Raw genomic sequence first — 17,084 nt, forward strand, 5'->3', positions numbered from 1 at the left:
AGGTCAAAAAGAGATATAAGGAGACGGAATAAATGTTCCGGAGAAGTATATGGCAAGGCAGGACGAAATAAATAGCCTTTTTGCACAGACATCATTTCTTTATGGTGGGAATGCGGATTATATAGATCAACTTTATGCTCAATATGAAAAAGATCCTACCAGTGTTGATTCACAGTGGCGTGCTTTTTTTGAAGGACTTCATGATAATAAAGAAGATGTTCTTAAAAATGCTGAAGGAGCAACATGGCAGCGTGATCATTGGCCATTAAAAGCAGAGGGTGAATTGATTTCTGCTCTTGATGGTGATTGGTCTTCTCTTGAAAAATATTTTGGCGATAAATTAAAGGAAAAAGCAATAACAGGTGCTGCACAAAAGGGAAAAACTTCCAGTGAACAAGATATTATTCGTGCAACACGTGATTCCGTTCATGCAATTATGATGATTCGTGCGTTTCGAGAACGGGGACATCTTCATGCGCAACTTGACCCTCTTCAATTGGCCGAAAAACAAGAAGATTATAAGGAACTTTCTCCAGAAGCTTATGGTTTTACTCCAGCTGATTACGAGCGTCCCATTTTTATTGATAATGTTTTAGGGTTGGAATATGCAACTATTCCGCAAATGCTTGAGATTCTCAATCGTACCTATTGTTCAACAATCGGTGTGGAATATATGCATGTTTCTGATCCGGTTCAGAAAGTATGGCTTCAAGAACGCATTGAAGGGCGAGATAAAAAAAATTCTTTCACACAACAAGACAAGAAAGCTATTCTGAATAAGCTTATTCAGGCAGAGGGATTCGAACAGTTTTTAGACACTAAATATAAAGGTACAAAGCGTTTTGGACTCGATGGTGGTGAGGCGCTGATTCCCGCTCTTGAGCAGATTATCAAATGTGGTAGTGCTTTGGGGGTGCAGGAAGTTATTTTAGGAATGGCACATCGTGGTCGTTTAAATGTTCTTTCACAAGTTCTTGCCAAACCGCATAGGGCTATTTTTCATGAATTCAAAGGAGGGTCTTACAAGCCTGATGATGTGGAGGGATCCGGTGATGTCAAATATCATTTGGGAACTACCGCTGATCTGGACTTTGATGGTAAAAAAGTTCATTTATCGCTGTTGGCCAATCCATCTCATCTTGAGATTGTTGATCCGGTTGTTATGGGAAAAGCACGTGCTAAACAAGATCAACTTATGGGACCTGCGCATACTGATTTACTCCCATTAAGTGAGCGTTCAAAAGTGATGCCATTGCTTATTCATGGTGATGCTGCTTTTGCAGGACAAGGCGTTATCCAAGAAACTTTTGGTCTTTCAGGTCTTAAAGGTTATCGTGTTGCAGGCTCACTTCATGTTATTATCAATAACCAGATTGGTTTTACAACATCTCCACGTTTTTCACGTTCTTCGCCTTATCCATCAGATGTCGCAAAAATGATTGACGCACCAATTTTCCATGTGAATGGTGATGATCCTGAGGCAGTTGTTTTTGTTGCCAAAATAGCAACAGAGTTTCGCCAAATTTTCCATAAACCAGTGGTTATTGATATGTTTTGTTATCGCCGTTATGGGCATAATGAAGGTGATGAACCTTCCTTTACGCAGCCGCTTATGTATAAAGCAATACGTAATCATAAAACAACACTTCAACTTTATAGTGACCAATTGGTAGCAGAAGGAATGGTTACTTCAGAAGAGATTGAGCAACAAAAAAAATTATGGCGCGATAAGCTTGAAGGTGAACTTGAAGCAAGTGCTTCTTATAAACCTAATAAGGCTGATTGGCTTGATGGAAGCTGGACGGGACTCAAAGCTTTTAGTAGTTCTGATGAGCAGCATTCTAGAACAACTGGTGTTGAATTAAAAACTTTAATGGAAATTGGTCAGAAAATTGTTGAAATTCCGGCAGATTTTCACGTTCACAAAACCATTCAACGTTTTTTAAATAATCGTGCTAAAATTTTTGAAACCGGTGAGGGTGTTGACTGGGCAACTGCTGAAGCTTTAGCTTTTGGTTCACTTTGTTTGGAAGGGGCACCGGTTCGTCTTTCCGGTGAAGATGTTGAACGGGGAACTTTTTCACAACGTCATTCAGTTCTTTATGACCAAGAAAATGAGGCGCGTTATATTCCTTTGAATCATTTACAAAAGGGACAAGCGCTTTATGATGTTGTTAATTCTATGCTTTCTGAAGAAGCTGTTCTTGGTTTTGAATATGGATATTCTCTTGCTGAACCACGAGGATTAACACTTTGGGAAGCACAATTTGGTGATTTTTCTAATGGTGCACAGGTCATTTTTGATCAATTTATTTCATCCGCAGAGCGTAAGTGGCTTCGTATGTCTGGTCTTGTGTGTTTATTGCCTCATGGTTTTGAAGGGCAAGGGCCGGAGCATTCTTCTGCACGTTTAGAACGGTTTCTTCAACTTTGTGCGGAAGATAATATGCAGGTTGCTAATTGTACAACCCCTGCAAATTATTTTCATATTTTGCGTCGACAAATTAAGCGTGATTTCCGGAAGCCATTGATTTTGATGACACCGAAATCACTTTTACGTCATAAGCGAGCTGTTTCTTTTCTCAATGAAATGGGGCCAGAAACAAGTTTTTGTCGTGTGTTGCTTGATGATGCAGAATGTCTCAAAGATTCTGTCATTAAGTTGCAAAAAGATAATAAGATTCGCCGTGTCGTTCTTTGTACTGGTAAGGTTTATTACGACCTTTATGAAGAACGTGAAAAAAGGGGTATTGATGATGTTTACCTCCTTCGTGTTGAACAGCTTTATCCTTTCCCTGCAAAAGTTTTGGTGAATGTATTATCGCGCTTTTTGCAGGCGGAAGTTTTTTGGTGCCAAGAGGAACCAAAAAACATGGGGGCTTGGTCATTTATTGAGCCTTATTTGGAATGGGTTTTGACGCATATTAATGCGCAATATTCACGTGCTCGTTATGCAGGACGTCCTGCGAGTGCGTCACCGGCCTCTGGGTTAATGGTGAAACACCTTGAACAACTGGCTGCGTTTCTTAAAGACGCGTTAGGTTCTTAATTTATTACTACTCTGATGTATGGAAAAATATTATGACTACTGAAATTCGTGTTCCTACTTTGGGCGAATCGGTTACCGAAGCAACGGTTGGCAAATGGTTTAAAAAACTTGGCGAAGCTGTCGCTATGGATGAGCCTTTGGTTGAATTAGAAACTGATAAGGTAACCGTTGAAGTTCCTTCTCCTGTTGCTGGGAAATTATCTGAAATCATTGCAAAAGAAGGCGATACGGTTGAAGTAAATGCTCTTTTAGGAGTGGTGAAGGCTGGAGAAGCTGGTATCTCCCAATCACTTTCACCTTCTGCTACACTTGTTCCAGCGGCTTCATCTGAATCGGAGAAGCCTGCTTTGAGCAGTGCAATGCCTCCTTCTCCTTCAGCAGCAAAATTGATGGCTGAAAATAATGTTGCAAAAAGCGATATTTCAGGTTCTGGAAAACGTGGACAAATTCTTAAAGAAGATGTTCTTGGTGGATTAAAACAAAGTACAAATGCTCCTACACCCTCTTCTTCTGCGACGAGTTCTTCGGCAACTCCTGTCCAAGAAACACGTGAAGAGCGGGTTCGTATGACGAAATTGCGTCAAACAATTGCTCGCCGTCTTAAAGATGCACAAAATGTAGCAGCAATGTTAACCACATTTAATGAGGTTGATATGTCAGCGGTGATGGATTTGCGCAAGCGTTATAAGGATCTTTTTGAAAAGAAACATGGTGTTAAGCTTGGTTTTATGGGTTTTTTTACCAAGGCTGTTTGTCATGCATTAAAAGAACTTCCTGCTGTTAATGCAGAGATTGATGGGACAGATATTGTTTACAAAAACTATGTCAATGTTGGAATTGCTGTTGGAACGGATAAAGGGCTTGTTGTTCCAGTGGTGCGAGATGCAGATCAAATGTCATTGGCTGAGATTGAAAAAGAGATTGGTCGTTTGGGGCGTCTTGCGCGTGATGGAAAATTAGCCGTTTCTGATATGCAGGGCGGAACTTTTACCATTACCAATGGTGGTGTGTATGGATCGTTGATGTCAACACCGATTTTGAATGCACCACAATCTGGTATTTTGGGAATGCATGCGATTAAAGAGCGAGCAATGGTTGTTGAGGGTCAAGTTGTGATCCGCCCCATGATGTATTTAGCGCTTTCTTATGATCACCGTATTGTGGATGGGCAAGAAGCTGTGACTTTCCTTGTGCGTGTTAAGGAAAGCTTAGAAGATCCGGAACGCCTTGTTCTTGATTTGTAAAATACAGTTTTCAGGATGAAAGGAGAAACGGATGTCTTATGATGTGGCTGTGATCGGAGCGGGTCCAGGTGGTTATGTAGCAGCAATAAAAGCGGCGCAACTGGGACTTAAAGTAGCAATTATTGAAAAGCGTACAACATTAGGAGGAACATGTCTCAACGTTGGTTGTATTCCTTCTAAAGCGTTGCTGCATGCTTCAGAAGTGTTTTCTGAAACCCAGCATGGTTTTGAAACGCTTGGTATTTCTATTGGTAAATCTAAGCTTAATCTTGAACAAATGATGGTTCATAAGAAAGCTGTGGTGACAGCCAATACGAGTGGTGTTTCTTTTTTGATGAAAAAAAATAAAGTTGATACTTTTTTTGGGACAGCCAAAATTTTGAGTGCGGGTCATGTGGAAGTTGTTGCCAGAGATGGTAATAAACAAACAATTGAAACAAAAAATATTATTATTGCTACCGGTTCAGAGAGTTCAGGCATTCCAGGAGTAAATGTTGAAATTGATGAAAAGACTATTGTTTCTTCTACGGGAGCTCTTTCACTTGAAAAAGTACCAACGCATATGATTGTAGTAGGTGCTGGTGTCATTGGTTCAGAACTTGGATCAGTTTGGAGCCGTTTAGGTGCTAAGGTGACCATTATTGAGTATCTTAATAAAGTTTTGGGCTCAATGGATGGTGAAGTTTCACGGCAATTTCAGAAATTAATGGAAAAACAGGGGATTGAATATAAAACGGGTGCAAAGGTAACAGCTGTTACACAATCTGGCTCAACTGCTCAGGTGAGCTTTGAATCTGTCAAAGGTGGTGAATCTGAAACTTTAGAGGCTGATGTTGTGCTTATTGCTACTGGACGTTCTCCTTATACAGAGGGGCTTGGCTTACAAGAGGTTGGTGTTCAGTTAGATGAACGCGGATTTATTTCAATTGATGCTCATTGGCAGACGAATGTTCCAGGAATTTATGCGATTGGTGATGTTGTAAAAGGGCCAATGCTAGCACATAAAGCAGAGGAAGAAGGCGTTGCTGTGGCAGAAATTTTGGCAGGTCAAAAAGGGCATGTTAATTTTGATGTTATTCCTAGTGTTGTTTATACACAGCCGGAAATTGCGAGTGTAGGAAGGACAGAAGAAGAGCTAAAAACTGCTGGTATTGAATATAATGTTGGCAAATTTCCTTTTATGGCCAATGGTCGTGCACGTGCAATGCAAAAGAGTGATGGGTTCGTTAAAATCCTTTCTGATAAAAAAACAGATCGGGTATTAGGGGGGCATATTCTTGGATTTGGTGCTGGTGAAATGATCCATGAAATTGCAGTTTTAATGGAATTTGGTGGTTCATCAGAAGATCTGGGACGTTGTTGCCATGCACATCCTACCTTATCAGAAGCCGTGCGTGAGGCAGCTTTGGCAACATTTGCTAAACCACTTCATATTTAAAAAGCTTTTAAAAAGTAAATTTTAAAAGGTACGGGGGGCAGAAAATATTTGTGAAGCATGCAACAACATTTTAAAACTTAAAAAAAGAATATAACCAATTGTATTGAAATGTTCCATTTGTTGTATGCTTTTCGATAATTACTGTTTTAGATATCTGTTGTGCAGTTTTGATTGATTATTCTGTTGTGCACTATCGTTTAGAGCGGTGGTGTTTAGTCTATGTAAAGTTTTATATATGGGGTAGTTTTTATACTGTTATAAAATATTTAAGATAAGATTCTGAACCTATCTGTGTGCTTTGTGTTAAGAAAACATCTCTCAAAATGCTTAAATCTACTTCGCGATGGTGTTCATGAATGGTATAGCTGTAAAGTTCCTCTTGAAATATATGAAATTCATTCAAACTGTTATAAGACCTATTGTGCACCATCATCTTTATGTTTAGTAAAAGTACACGCTGGTATTATAATACACTTTTTCAGTTCTCAATATTGCTAAAGCTCTTTATTATTTGAGAGTTTTCATAAGAGAATTTTTATTCTGTTCTTTTATCATTTTACCTCACACGCTCGTTTTGTTTGTGATGTGCAGACAAAAGATTTTAATTGCTTCAATGTGAGAGAGTTTGTGATTAAGAGAATTTTACAGTATTCAGCGTTATAAATCAACATGTTGTATACGATGGTGAATCATATGAAGAGAGAAGCCAAGAGGAATTCACCCAAAGAAATTGAATTGTTTAATGATTGGTGTGGGTTAAGGATCTTTGTCATTTAAGATGAAGAGGGGGGAGGGATTGAATATTCTACAAAATACCGCTCTTCTTTAAAAGAGCAGTATTTTTATATCTTTTGTTTATGACACTATCTTTTTGATGATAATGACAAGTTATACAGTGTGATTAAATTAGTTTTTTCTTCTCTGTTTTTCTTGATCATTGCTCGCTATGTCTTAAAAAGATGCTATGTCTCTTCTTTAGGGTTGTTAAGAAATCGCAATGTTGCCAAAATATAACGAATAGCTAAAATTTTTTTGAAAACCATAATTACACGAGAATATTAAGTTTGTTTTCATTGGGCAGTTTTGTGATAACTTAAAAAATCAAGCATATGCTTTCTATAGGTATTAAAATTGTAATTTTTTATCCTCTTGTTGTTCTCTTATAAAAGTGGGAAGCCCCATATGATCAAGATATTTAAGGAAAGGGTGGGGTGGTAATTCTTCCACATTGACCATAGTTTTTACATCCCATTCACCTGTGGCAATAAGAAGAGCTGTTGCGGCTGCTGGTACGCCAGCCGTATAGGAAATGCCTTGTGCCCCAGTTTCATGAAAAGCTTGTTTGTGATCGGCTATATTATAGATAAAAATTTCTCGCAGGTGTCCATCTTTTTCGCCTTTAATAAGATCTCCAATACAGGTTTTTCCTGTGTAGTCTGGGGCGAGAGAGGAAGGGTCGGGTAAGACGGCTTTCACGACTTTCAAGGGCACGACTTCTTGACCTTCTGCTGTTTTAATCGGTTGTTCGGATAAGAGTCCGAGGTTTTTCAGAACCGTAAAAACAGTGATATAACGATCACCAAATCCCATCCAGAAACGGACATTCTCTACATCAAGATTTTTGGAAAGTGAATGAATTTCATCATGTCCTGTCATATAGGCTTTTTGTTTTCCCACAACGGGAAGATCCCATTCATGGCTGACTTCAAACATTTTATTGGAAGTCCATTTTTTATTTTGCCATGACCATACTTGTCCTGTAAATTCACGGAAGTTAATTTCTGGATCAAAATTTGTAGCAAACCAACGTCCATGATTTCCGGCATTAATATCAATAATATCAATATCTGTGATTTTATCAAAATAATCATCGCGCGCTAATGCTGCATAAGCATTCACTACACCTGGGTCAAAACCTGCTCCTAAAATAGCGGTTATACCAGCTTTTTCACATTCTGGACGCCGAGGCCATTCATAATTGCCATACCAAGGAGGTGTTTCACAAATTTTCAATGGGTCTTCATGAATCGCTGTATCGATATAAGCGCATTTTGTTTCAATACAAGCTGAAAGAACAGACATATTAAGAAAGGCAGAACCAACATTAATGACAATTTCACATTTGGTCTTTTGGATGAGCTTTATAGTTTCTTCTACATTCATGGCATTGAGCGAATGGCTTTTGAGAACACCTTGCTCTTTCATTGTGTTTTTTTCTTTAATAGAAGCAATGATGGCTTCACATTTTTTGAGTGTTCGTGAAGCAATATGAATTTCACCAAGAATATCGTTGTTTTGAGCACATTTGTGTGCAACAACTTGTGCAACACCTCCAGCACCAATAATGAGAACATTTTTTTTCATTGTAGGTCCATCTCCCTTTTTAATACTGTTGTATGACGTTTTTTATGGTTTATCTTTATGAAAGGCTTTCCTGATAGTCGTTATAGCTGAATTGGCGTTGAAGTGTTAATGTACCATCGCACTCTTTGAGAACAATAGCAGGCATTGTAACGCCATTAAACCAGTTTTTCTTGACCATTGTATAACCTGCTGCATCCTGAAAAGACAGTCTATCGCCTATTTTAAGAGGTTTTTGAAATTGAAATGTTCCAAAAATATCGCCGGCAAGACAAGATTTTCCACAAATCATAATTTCGTGTGGTCCTAGATTGGGTTCTAATTTGGCATTTTCACGATAAATGAGAAGATCAAGCATATGTGCTTCAATTGAGCTATCAACGATGGCTAGATTCTTTTCATTATACAATGTGTCAAGAACACTGACTTCTAATGTGGTGCTTTTGGTAATAGCAGCTTCTCCTGGTTCTAGAAAAAGAGTGACACCATGAGTTTTAGAAAATTGTTTTAAGCGTTTTGCGAAAGCTTCTAGAGGATAATTTTCAGCCGTAAAATGGATTCCGCCGCCAAGGCTTATCCAGTCAACAGCAGAAAAAAGTTCTGCAAATTTTTCTTCCATATATCCAAGCATTTGGTTAAAAAGATTAAAGTCAGCATTTTCACAATTGTTATGGATCATCAATCCGTTGATAAGAGGCAGAACTTCTTTGATAGCGCTTTGGTTTGTTTCTCCTAAGCGGCTAAAAGGGCGAGAGGGGTTGGCAAGATCAAAATTTGATGCGCTGATTCCTGGGTTTAACCTTAAACCTCTTTGAATGGTTTTTGTTGCATCAGAAAAGCGTTGAAGCTGTTGGATGGAATTAAAGATGATTTTATCTGCATAACCACAGGCTTCATCAATTTCATCATCTGCCCAAGCCACTGAATAAGCATGGGTTTCTTTGCCAAATTTTTCTCTTCCTAAACGTAGTTCATAAAGGGATGATGATGTGGTTCCATCCATGAACTCAGACATTAAATCAAAAACACTCCATGTGGCAAAACATTTTAAAGCAAGTAAAATTTTAGCTCCGGACATTTCCCGTAAACGAGAAATTGTTTGCATGTTTTTGATGAGTTTCGATTTGTCTATAAGATAGTAGGGGGTTTTTATCATCATTTATTCATTCTTTTTTGAAGGATCTTATTGCCAAGATCAACGTTTAGTACAAAGAGTAACAGAATGTCTCAAGAAAAAAGAATCTTAAGAAAAGAATCTGTTTCTGTCTAGCAAGAGAAAGGCTTTCTGTAATTACTGTTGTTTATTATGTTGAGTTTTTTGTTATGAGTATGAAAAAAAAATTATATTATGCTTTAGCTTTTGTATTTGTTAGCAGTTTTTTCATTATAACAACCACTCTTGTTAATTGGGGGCAAAATAGAAGTGACGCTAAAGCCAAACTGGTTACTCAGACTTCTGTCCTAGATAGTTCGGTGCCTCTGATTTTTACGGGGCGTAGAGAACTTAATGGTTTCAAAGGTTATCGTCATTATCGGCGTGGTTATCGTAAATACAGTGATAATTGGTGGTATCCTGAAGTGGCATTTGTTACATCACCGCACTTAAGCACAAAAGGCGCATCATTAAAAGTTGTATCAAATGCTAAAAAAGTGTTTTTAACGTCTTCTTCGGAAAAATTAGAAAAAAAAGAGCCATGGATGCTTAAACAACATATTGAATCTTGCCGTGCGCGTTATCGCTCTTATAATAAAAATGATAATAGTTTTCAGCCTTTTCATGGGGGGCGTAGGCAGTGTTTATCACGCTTTTTTAAAGGATAGAAATTAAATAAAATTTTAATTGCTTCTTGTCGTGGGCGTTATTGTTCTTACAATAAAGAGAAGACTTTTGTTGTGCGCAGTATTTTCATGCCAGCATTGTTTTTTTAAAAATTTTAAATGCTTTTAAGTTTTATTAAATCTTATTATCATTAAGTGTGGAATGGGGGGTGAGAATATAAGTTTTTGTTTTGTCGATGACAAAATATTAAGGCAAAATGGAGTTTAAAGAATGACAACACGGGAAGCAATGTTGGTATTGCTCGTTTTGCTTCCCTTTGGTGGAAGTGCTGTCATTGGCTTTTTTCGTTCGACAGCAAAAAATAATGAAGCGTGGTTTGCTGGGGTTGTCGCACTTTTCTGTCTTATTTTTACAATAATGCTTTATCCGGAAGTTTGCGGAAACCACATAGTGCGTTTAGATATTTCTTGGCTTCCAGAATGGGGAAGCGATTTGATTCTCCGCATAGATGGTTTGTCGTGGCTTTTTTGCTTGCTTATTACAGGGATTGGGCTGCTTGTTGTCATTTATTCACGTTATTACATAGATCCAGCGGATTCTGTACCGCGTTTTTTTTCCTTTTTTTTGGCCTTTATGGGATCAATGATAGGAATAGTTTTATCAGGTAATCTCGTCTTTTTGGTTGTTTTCTGGGAACTCACCAGTATTTTTTCTTTTTTGTTGATCGGCTATTGGTACCATAATGCAAGTGCGCGTGAGGGTGCGCGTATGGCTCTAACGATCACAGGTTTTGGCGGCTTTGCCCTTTTTATTGGAGTTTTATTGATTGGGTATACTGTTGGCAGTTTTGATTTGGATAAGGTTCTGCAGTCTGGAGATATGATCCGGTCAAGTTCTCTTTATAGTCCTATCCTTATTTGCATTTTATTGGGAGGGTTAACAAAAAGCGCGCAATTTCCCTTTCATTTTTGGCTACCCAACGCGATGGCTGCTCCAACCCCTGTATCGGCTTATTTGCATTCGGCAACAATGGTAAAAGCAGGATTGTTTTTGCTTGTTCGTTTATGGCCTGTGCTCTCTGGAACAGAATCTTGGTTTTGGCTGGTTGGCTTTTCAGGACTCTCAACTCTTCTTCTAGGTGCCTATTTTTCCATGTTTCAGCAAGACTTGAAAGGACTGCTTGCGTACTCGACTATTAGTCATCTTGGATTAATTACAACACTTTTAAGTCTTGGTAGTCCACTTGCATGTGTTGCGGCGATCTTTCATATGGCCAATCATGCTACTTTTAAAGCTTCTTTATTTATGGCTGCTGGCATTATTGATCACGAGACGGGAACACGTGATATGCGCAAACTGTCAGGGCTTTATCGTTCTATGCCTATTACAGCGACTCTTGCTTTAGTTGCGAGTGCAGCGATGGCTGGGGTTCCTTTGTTGAATGGTTTTTTATCGAAAGAGATGTTTTTTGCTGAAGCTGTTGAAACGCATATGGAATCATGGCTCGATTGGATTGCACCTTATGTGGCAACGCTAGCTAGTCTGTTTAGTGTGACCTATTCTATACGCTTTATTCATGGCGTTTTTTTAGGACCAAAGCCTGACAATTTACCCAAGACTCCCCATGAACCACCGCATTTCATGCGTTTACCAATGGAGCTTTTGGTGTTTATTTGTTTAGCGGTTGGTATTTTTCCTAATTTAACAATAGGACCTATTTTAGATAATGCGGTCGTGTCTGTTTTAGGACCAATGACAATTCCTTATAGTTTGGCTGTTTGGCATGGGTTTAACACTCCATTAGTGATGAGTTTTGTTGCATTATTAGGGGGCGGATTGCTCTATGCTGTCGGGCATCGTTATTTTTTATCCTGTGATGATGGGGCTCCTTTTTTCCGTCACTTAAAAGGACCGCGTATTTTTGAACGCATTCTCGTAATTATTTCTTGGAAATGGGCCCGTGCGGTGGAATCTGCTTTGTCAACACGCCGTTTGCAGATCCAATTGCATTGGATTTTTTGGGTCTGTTTTGCCTTTGTTGGTCTTTTACTTTGGTGCGATGGTTTCATTCCAGTGGGGACATTACCGCTTTTTCCACTTGATATTCCTTTTCTCGCTCTTTGGCTGGTTGGCGGATTATGTGCGCTTTTAGTTGCTTGGCGAGCAAAGTTTCATCGTCTTGCTTCACTTATGCTTTTAGGGGGAGCTGGTTTGATGACTTGTGCAACCTTTTTATGGCTTTCTGCTCCTGATTTAGCAATAACACAATTGGTTGTTGAGGTTGTTACAGTCGTTTTATTATTGCTTGGTTTACGGTGGTTGCCTAAACGTTTGCATGACCCTGGGCCAGCTGCTGTTCGTTTTTGGGTTCGCTTGCGTCGTTTCCGTGATTTCGTCATATCCCTTGTAGGAGGTGCTGGTGTAGCATGGCTTTCTTTTGCAGTGATGACACGTCCCCAAGGTACAACGATTTCTGATTTTTTTCTAACGCATGCTTACTCAGATGCTGGTGGTCGCAATGTTGTGAATGTGTTATTGGTTGATTTCCGTGGTTTTGATACCATGGGAGAAATTGTGGTTTTGGGTGTTGTTTCCCTTACTGTTTTTGCACTCTTACGACGTTTTCGTCCTGCGCCTGAGAGTATTGATGCGCCTTTTCAACAACGTATCCAGAAAGCCTTTGATATAGCACAGCCTAATCGAAATGTGGGAGATACAGTATTGAATTATTTAGCTGTTCCTGCTGTTATTATGGGTTGGCTCTTTCCGATTATTATCGCTTTTGCTATTTATTTATTCATGCGAGGGCATGATCTGCCAGGAGGTGGATTTGTCGGTGGGATTACTTTGGCTATAGGATTTATTTTACAATATCTTGCACGCGATATTCGGTGGGTGGAAACGCATTTGAGAGTTTTACCTTTGCGTTGGATAGGCTTTGGCTTATTGTTGTCAGTCGTAACGGGGATGGGCTCTTGGTTTTTTGGATATCCTTTTTTAACATCCTTTTTTCGATATATTCATCTTCCGTTAATTGGGAAAGTTTCCATGGCATCCGCTTTTTTGTTTGATTTTGGTGTGCTTTCTCTTGTGTTAGGAGCAACTGTTCTCATTTTAATTGCACTTGCACACCAGTCAATTCGGAGTTACCGAATCGGTAAGAAACCTATTTTAAAAGAGAAGGAAAATTAATGGAAATTGTTCTTTCTTTGGGTATCGGTGTTTTTGTCGGATCAGGTATTTGGCTTGTTTTGCGTCCACGTACTTTTCAAGTCATTCTTGGTTTGTCCTTGATCTCCTATGGTGTTAATCTTTTTATATTTTCAATGAGTAGACCGCGTAGTAATGCTGCTCCAATTGTTGATCCTACCCCTGTTATTAATCCAGCTAATTATGTCGATCCTCTCCCACAAGCCTTGGTTTTAACTGCAATTGTGATTGGTTTTGCAACAACAGCTTTATTTTTAGTTATCTTGTTGGTTTCACGTGGTTTAACGGGTTCTGATCACGTTGATGGACGTGAGGTGCAATAATGAAAATAGGAGTGCATCATCTCCTTATTTTGCCTATTCTTTTGCCGTTAATCACTGGAGCACTTCTTCTTTTTTATGATGAACGTCGTGCAAGACTTAAATCATTCATCAGTCTTTCTTCTGCGGGACTGTTGGTCGTTACTGCCATTTTATTGATTATACGTACTCTTGAAATAGCACCGGCTTGCGATGTTTATCGACTTGGTAATTGGCCGTCTTCTTTTGGAATTGTTTTAGTCCTTGATCGCTTAAGCGCTATGATGCTTTTACTTTCCAGCTTGTTGGTGACTAGCGTGTTGGTTTTTGCGCGGGCTCATTGGTACAAAGCTGGTTCTCATTTTCAGTCACTAATGCAATTTTTTATGGTGGGGATAAATGGTGCTTTTTTGACTGGTGATTTATTTAATTTATTTGTGTTTTTTGAAGTTATGTTAACAGCTTCCTATGGGCTTGCTTTGCATGGTTCTGGTCAGACACGCGTGCGCGCAGGGTTGCATTATGTCGTGGTTAATCTTGTTGCTTCATTATTTTTTTTAGTTGGTATAGCGCTCATTTATGGAGTCGTTGGTACTCTTAATATGGCCGATTTGGCTGTTAAAATAAAATATATATCTTCTACAGATATTGTTTTGTTCGAAATAGGTGTTGCACTTTTAGGTATTGCTTTTTTGCTTAAAGCGGGTATGTGGCCGCTTAATTTTTGGTTGGTTCCAACTTACAGTGCAGCAGTAGCGCCAGTTGGAGCTTCTTTTGCACTTTTGAGCAAGGTGGGTATTTATATTATTTTACGTTTAACGTTGCTATGGTTTGGTTCTGAAAGTGAATATTTTAACCATTTTGGTCATACGGTTTTGTTTTATGGTGGGCTTGCCACTATGATTGTTGGTTTTATTGGGGTATTGGCAAGCCAAGTTTTGGTGCGTTTGGCAGCTTATAGTGTCCTTGTCTCTTCTGGTACATTGTTGGCCGCGATCGGGATCGGCAATGCAGCACTGACAGCAGGTGCACTTTTTTATATTGTTTCTTCAACTTTAGCACTGGGAGCTTTTTTTCTTTTGGTAGAGTTGGTTGAACGCTGTCAAGATGTGGCTGCAAATGTTCTTGCTGTCACAATGGAGGTGTATGGTGACGATGAAGAGGAGGAAGAAGATGAAGTTGGCATCTATTTTCCGGTAACCTTGGCAATTCTTGGAGCTTGTTTTGGTATTTGTGCCATTTTGATTATTGGATTGCCGCCTTTTTCTGGTTTTGTTGCTAAATTTATGATGTTCATGGCAATTTTAAATCACAGTAGAGAGGATTTTTCTGTCTCTCTACCGGTTTACCAAGATTGGCTTTTTGTAGTTTTTGTCACTCTCTCTGGTTTTGCGGCTTTGATTGCATTGACACGAACGGGTATCCGAACTTTTTGGGTTTCTCTTGAAGGGCGTATTCCCCGTGTGCAAGTGATAGAATTTGCGCCTATTGCCGTTCTCCTTGCTTTGTGTTTTCTTATAACAATTGTAGCCAGTCCTGTTAGTCATTATATGTCTGAAACTGCTAAGACTTTGTATGAACCTCAAAACTATATTGGGAGCGTTTTAACGGATTTTTCTCTCGAAAATAGGGAGGTGAGTAAATGAATCGTTTTTGTCCTTCCCCTTTTTTCAGTGGTGTCATTGTCCTTATGTGGCTTATTTTAAATGGTTTTAGTTTAGGGCAATTGCTTTTAGGGATTTTAACCGCTTTGTTTTGTGGTTGGATGATACGGCTTCTGGAGCCGGAGAAGGCTGTTATTAAAAGCTGGAGTGCGGTTTTTCGTCTCGTTTTTCGAGTATTTATAGATTCTATATTCTCAAATGTTTCGGTGACTTGGTTTGTTTTAACAAAAAGGTCTCGAGAGCAGAAATCTGGTTTTATTGTAGTACCTCTTCTGCTTCATAATCGCACTGCTTTGGCTATTTTAGCATGCATCCTTTCGGCAACCCCTGGAACTGCTTGGGTTGCCTATAATAGTAAAAAGGGTGAACTTTTGCTTCATGTCTTAAATTTTAAAAATGGATATGATTACAAACAGTTGATCAAACAACGGTATGAGCAATTGCTTTTGGAGATTTTTTTATGAGTATGGTGATTCTTTATTGGGGGCTTTTCTTTTCACAGTTTTTTTTAAGTTTAGCGGTGATTTTCGCGCTGTTTCGGTTGATTCGTGGTCCACGGGCGCAGGATAGAATTGTTGGTTTGGATGCCCTTTATATAAGCACTATTCTTTTGTTTCTTACATTCGATATTCGTTCAGGAACAACCGCTTATTTTGTCGCAGCTCTCATTATTGGATTGTTGGGATCTGTCTCAAGCATCGCTTTGGCGAAATTTCTTATGCGGGGGGAGATTATTGAATGAAAGATGATATATCGCTTGTGGTTGCTATTGCTATCACAGTTTTCTTAATATTAGGGTCTGGATTGACATTGATCGCAACGATAGGTTTGGTGCGTTTTTCCAATTTTTATAAGCGTTTGCATATGCTTTCAGTATGTACGAGTTGGGGCGTTGGTAGTATTCTTATTTCTTCATTTCTTTATTCAATATTTGTGGACCATTATTTTGTTTTTCATGAAGTGTTGCTAATGTTTTTTTTATTTTTAACAGCACCGGTAGCTTCTATGTTGCTCTCACATACAGCAGCTTATCGACATCATTCAGAAGAACAGTCAGAAAAACCGCTGGCTCTTTTATTACACCAGACGGAGGAAAAGTTATCCACGTCAGAAGGAACATCAAGAGATGAGAGCCAGCGCGGTTCTTGAAATGTAAGAACCTTCTTTATTCTGTGCTTTTTTCTTCTACACAGAGGATGGGCTTTTCTTCTTTTGGATCATTAATAAGATCGTAAAATATGGCTTCATTTTTAGTTATCCACCAAATGTATTGACCACCCACATATTTTCCTCCAGAAGCGGCAATTACATTAGAACCAACGATGCGCTTACCGTTCCATTTTAAATCAACAAGCGCAATATTGCCAGCATTATGATAAGTTGCCTCAACATGCTCTTTGCTTGTTCCCATGTCGCATTGATAGGAGACGGTCTCTGTTGTTGGTTCTGGATCATTTGGTACTTCAATGACTAAAGAACTTGCTAATGCATTAATTGAACCGAGGAGGAACACACTTAAAGTAATGAAAAATTGTTTAGTAAAAGAAATTTTTTTCATAATATTTCCCGTGTTATTTAAAATAATAATGTTGACTCATCTTTACATAGGATAGGTTTTTTTTCTTCTGGATCCTGAGCAAGGTCATAAAGCGTGACTTCTTTGTTCTTCTCCCACCAGATGTACTGAGCTCCTGCAAATTTTGCTCCTGTTGCCGCGATGACATTAGCAGCAATGACACGATCACCGTTCCATTTGAAATCAACCAACGAAATATTGTCAGCATTAAGATAAACTGCCTCTACGCGCTCTTTACCTGTTTCAGTATCACACTGATAGGTAATGGTCTCTGTTTTGGGCTCTGGATTGTCTGGTACTTCAATGATTAAAGAACCAGCTAAGCTATTGTTTGAGCTGAAGAGTGATAAACTTAAAGCGGTGAAAAATCCTAAAATGTGCAAAGTTTTTTTCATGATGCTTCCCTATATTTCTAATATTGTGCACAAAGAATAATTTGACTGATACGATGGTGTCTACGGCA

14 protein-coding genes are annotated in these 17,084 nt (G+C 38.9%); 10 read left to right on the top strand and 4 right to left on the bottom strand.

Features of this window, described 5'->3' with window-relative positions:
• Positions 1 to 49: 49 nt before the first annotated feature.
• The 3 genes from ACFIK1_RS02615 to lpdA are packed head-to-tail and all read left to right on the top strand — an operon-like array spanning position 50 to position 5,731.
• Positions 50 to 3,049, top strand: a complete 3,000-nt coding sequence (locus ACFIK1_RS02615; protein ID WP_375662019.1) for a 2-oxoglutarate dehydrogenase E1 component — start codon at positions 50 to 52, stop codon at positions 3,047 to 3,049.
• Positions 3,050 to 3,081: 32 nt separating this feature from the next.
• Positions 3,082 to 4,293: a 2-oxoglutarate dehydrogenase complex dihydrolipoyllysine-residue succinyltransferase gene (gene odhB, locus ACFIK1_RS02620; RefSeq protein ID WP_375606076.1), complete on the top strand. Its 1,212-nt coding sequence runs from the start codon at positions 3,082 to 3,084 to the stop codon at positions 4,291 to 4,293.
• A gap of 31 nt (positions 4,294 to 4,324) precedes the next feature.
• Complete coding sequence (gene lpdA, locus ACFIK1_RS02625; protein WP_375662020.1) at positions 4,325 to 5,731, top strand: dihydrolipoyl dehydrogenase; 1,407 nt, start codon at positions 4,325 to 4,327, stop codon at positions 5,729 to 5,731.
• Between the two features lie 1,125 nt (positions 5,732 to 6,856).
• Here lpdA and ACFIK1_RS02630 read toward each other — a convergent pair.
• Complete coding sequence (locus ACFIK1_RS02630; protein WP_375662021.1) at positions 6,857 to 8,095, bottom strand: saccharopine dehydrogenase NADP-binding domain-containing protein; 1,239 nt, start codon at positions 8,093 to 8,095, stop codon at positions 6,857 to 6,859.
• 55 nt (positions 8,096 to 8,150) lie between these two features.
• Positions 8,151 to 9,248 carry a carboxynorspermidine decarboxylase gene (locus ACFIK1_RS02635; RefSeq protein ID WP_375633736.1) on the bottom strand — a complete coding sequence of 366 codons (1,098 nt, stop codon included), beginning with the start codon at positions 9,246 to 9,248 and terminating at the stop codon, positions 8,151 to 8,153.
• Positions 9,249 to 9,415: 167 nt separating this feature from the next.
• On the opposite strand from ACFIK1_RS02635, the gene ACFIK1_RS02640 reads away from it, so the two are divergent.
• From ACFIK1_RS02640 to mnhG, 7 genes are all read left to right on the top strand, one after another.
• Positions 9,416 to 9,913 carry a BA14K family protein gene (locus ACFIK1_RS02640; RefSeq protein WP_375662022.1) on the top strand — a complete coding sequence of 166 codons (498 nt, stop codon included), beginning with the start codon at positions 9,416 to 9,418 and terminating at the stop codon, positions 9,911 to 9,913.
• A 229-nt stretch (positions 9,914 to 10,142) separates the two neighbouring features.
• Positions 10,143 to 13,064: a monovalent cation/H+ antiporter subunit A gene (locus ACFIK1_RS02645; RefSeq protein WP_375662023.1), complete on the top strand. Its 2,922-nt coding sequence runs from the start codon at positions 10,143 to 10,145 to the stop codon at positions 13,062 to 13,064.
• On the top strand, positions 13,064 to 13,405 hold the full coding sequence (locus ACFIK1_RS02650; protein ID WP_375617427.1) for a Na+/H+ antiporter subunit C: 342 nt from the start codon (positions 13,064 to 13,066) through the stop codon (positions 13,403 to 13,405). The genes ACFIK1_RS02645 and ACFIK1_RS02650 overlap by 1 nt, the downstream gene beginning before the upstream one ends.
• On the top strand, positions 13,405 to 15,027 hold the full coding sequence (locus ACFIK1_RS02655) for a monovalent cation/H+ antiporter subunit D (protein WP_375662024.1): 1,623 nt from the start codon (positions 13,405 to 13,407) through the stop codon (positions 15,025 to 15,027). Before ACFIK1_RS02650 ends, ACFIK1_RS02655 begins: the two co-directional genes overlap by 1 nt.
• Positions 15,024 to 15,509, top strand: coding sequence for a Na+/H+ antiporter subunit E (locus tag ACFIK1_RS02660; protein ID WP_375662025.1), 486 nt, complete (start codon positions 15,024 to 15,026; stop codon positions 15,507 to 15,509). The genes ACFIK1_RS02655 and ACFIK1_RS02660 overlap by 4 nt, the downstream gene beginning before the upstream one ends.
• Positions 15,506 to 15,787: a K+/H+ antiporter subunit F gene (locus ACFIK1_RS02665; protein ID WP_375633620.1), complete on the top strand. Its 282-nt coding sequence runs from the start codon at positions 15,506 to 15,508 to the stop codon at positions 15,785 to 15,787. The genes ACFIK1_RS02660 and ACFIK1_RS02665 overlap by 4 nt, the downstream gene beginning before the upstream one ends.
• The gene (mnhG, locus tag ACFIK1_RS02670; protein WP_375662026.1) at positions 15,784 to 16,194 is read left to right on the top strand and encodes a monovalent cation/H(+) antiporter subunit G; all 411 of its coding nucleotides are present in this window, start codon (positions 15,784 to 15,786) and stop codon (positions 16,192 to 16,194) included. Before ACFIK1_RS02665 ends, mnhG begins: the two co-directional genes overlap by 4 nt.
• A gap of 16 nt (positions 16,195 to 16,210) precedes the next feature.
• Here mnhG and ACFIK1_RS02675 read toward each other — a convergent pair whose 3' ends face one another.
• Both ACFIK1_RS02675 and ACFIK1_RS02680 read right to left on the bottom strand, forming a co-directional pair.
• A complete protein-coding gene (locus ACFIK1_RS02675; protein ID WP_375662027.1) occupies positions 16,211 to 16,603 on the bottom strand; it encodes an MliC family protein in 393 nt (130 codons plus the stop codon).
• 17 nt (positions 16,604 to 16,620) lie between these two features.
• A complete protein-coding gene (locus ACFIK1_RS02680; RefSeq protein WP_375617422.1) occupies positions 16,621 to 17,016 on the bottom strand; it encodes an MliC family protein in 396 nt (131 codons plus the stop codon).
• Positions 17,017 to 17,084 lie beyond the last annotated feature (68 nt).

This window comes from Bartonella sp. OC16QHHD (assembly GCF_042194035.1).
In the GTDB taxonomy this organism is placed as follows: domain Bacteria; phylum Pseudomonadota; class Alphaproteobacteria; order Rhizobiales; family Rhizobiaceae; genus Bartonella.

Bases quoted from the DNA above. Each gene is read 5' to 3' on its own strand.
- ACFIK1_RS02640 (WP_375662022.1), top strand. From the start codon at position 9,416: ATGAGTATGAAAAAAAAATTATATTATGCTTTAGCTTTTGTATTTGTT.
- ACFIK1_RS02650 (WP_375617427.1), top strand. From the start codon at position 13,064: ATGGAAATTGTTCTTTCTTTGGGTATCGGTGTTTTTGTCGGATCAGGT.
- ACFIK1_RS02635 (WP_375633736.1), bottom strand. From the start codon at position 9,248: ATGATAAAAACCCCCTACTATCTTATAGACAAATCGAAACTCATCAAA.
- lpdA (WP_375662020.1), top strand. From the start codon at position 4,325: ATGTCTTATGATGTGGCTGTGATCGGAGCGGGTCCAGGTGGTTATGTA.
- ACFIK1_RS02645 (WP_375662023.1), top strand. From the start codon at position 10,143: ATGACAACACGGGAAGCAATGTTGGTATTGCTCGTTTTGCTTCCCTTT.
- ACFIK1_RS02630 (WP_375662021.1), bottom strand. From the start codon at position 8,095: ATGAAAAAAAATGTTCTCATTATTGGTGCTGGAGGTGTTGCACAAGTT.
- mnhG (WP_375662026.1), top strand. From the start codon at position 15,784: ATGAAAGATGATATATCGCTTGTGGTTGCTATTGCTATCACAGTTTTC.
- odhB (WP_375606076.1), top strand. From the start codon at position 3,082: ATGACTACTGAAATTCGTGTTCCTACTTTGGGCGAATCGGTTACCGAA.
- ACFIK1_RS02665 (WP_375633620.1), top strand. From the start codon at position 15,506: ATGAGTATGGTGATTCTTTATTGGGGGCTTTTCTTTTCACAGTTTTTT.
- ACFIK1_RS02675 (WP_375662027.1), bottom strand. From the start codon at position 16,603: ATGAAAAAAATTTCTTTTACTAAACAATTTTTCATTACTTTAAGTGTG.
- ACFIK1_RS02680 (WP_375617422.1), bottom strand. From the start codon at position 17,016: ATGAAAAAAACTTTGCACATTTTAGGATTTTTCACCGCTTTAAGTTTA.
- ACFIK1_RS02615 (WP_375662019.1), top strand. From the start codon at position 50: ATGGCAAGGCAGGACGAAATAAATAGCCTTTTTGCACAGACATCATTT.
- ACFIK1_RS02655 (WP_375662024.1), top strand. From the start codon at position 13,405: ATGAAAATAGGAGTGCATCATCTCCTTATTTTGCCTATTCTTTTGCCG.
- ACFIK1_RS02660 (WP_375662025.1), top strand. From the start codon at position 15,024: ATGAATCGTTTTTGTCCTTCCCCTTTTTTCAGTGGTGTCATTGTCCTT.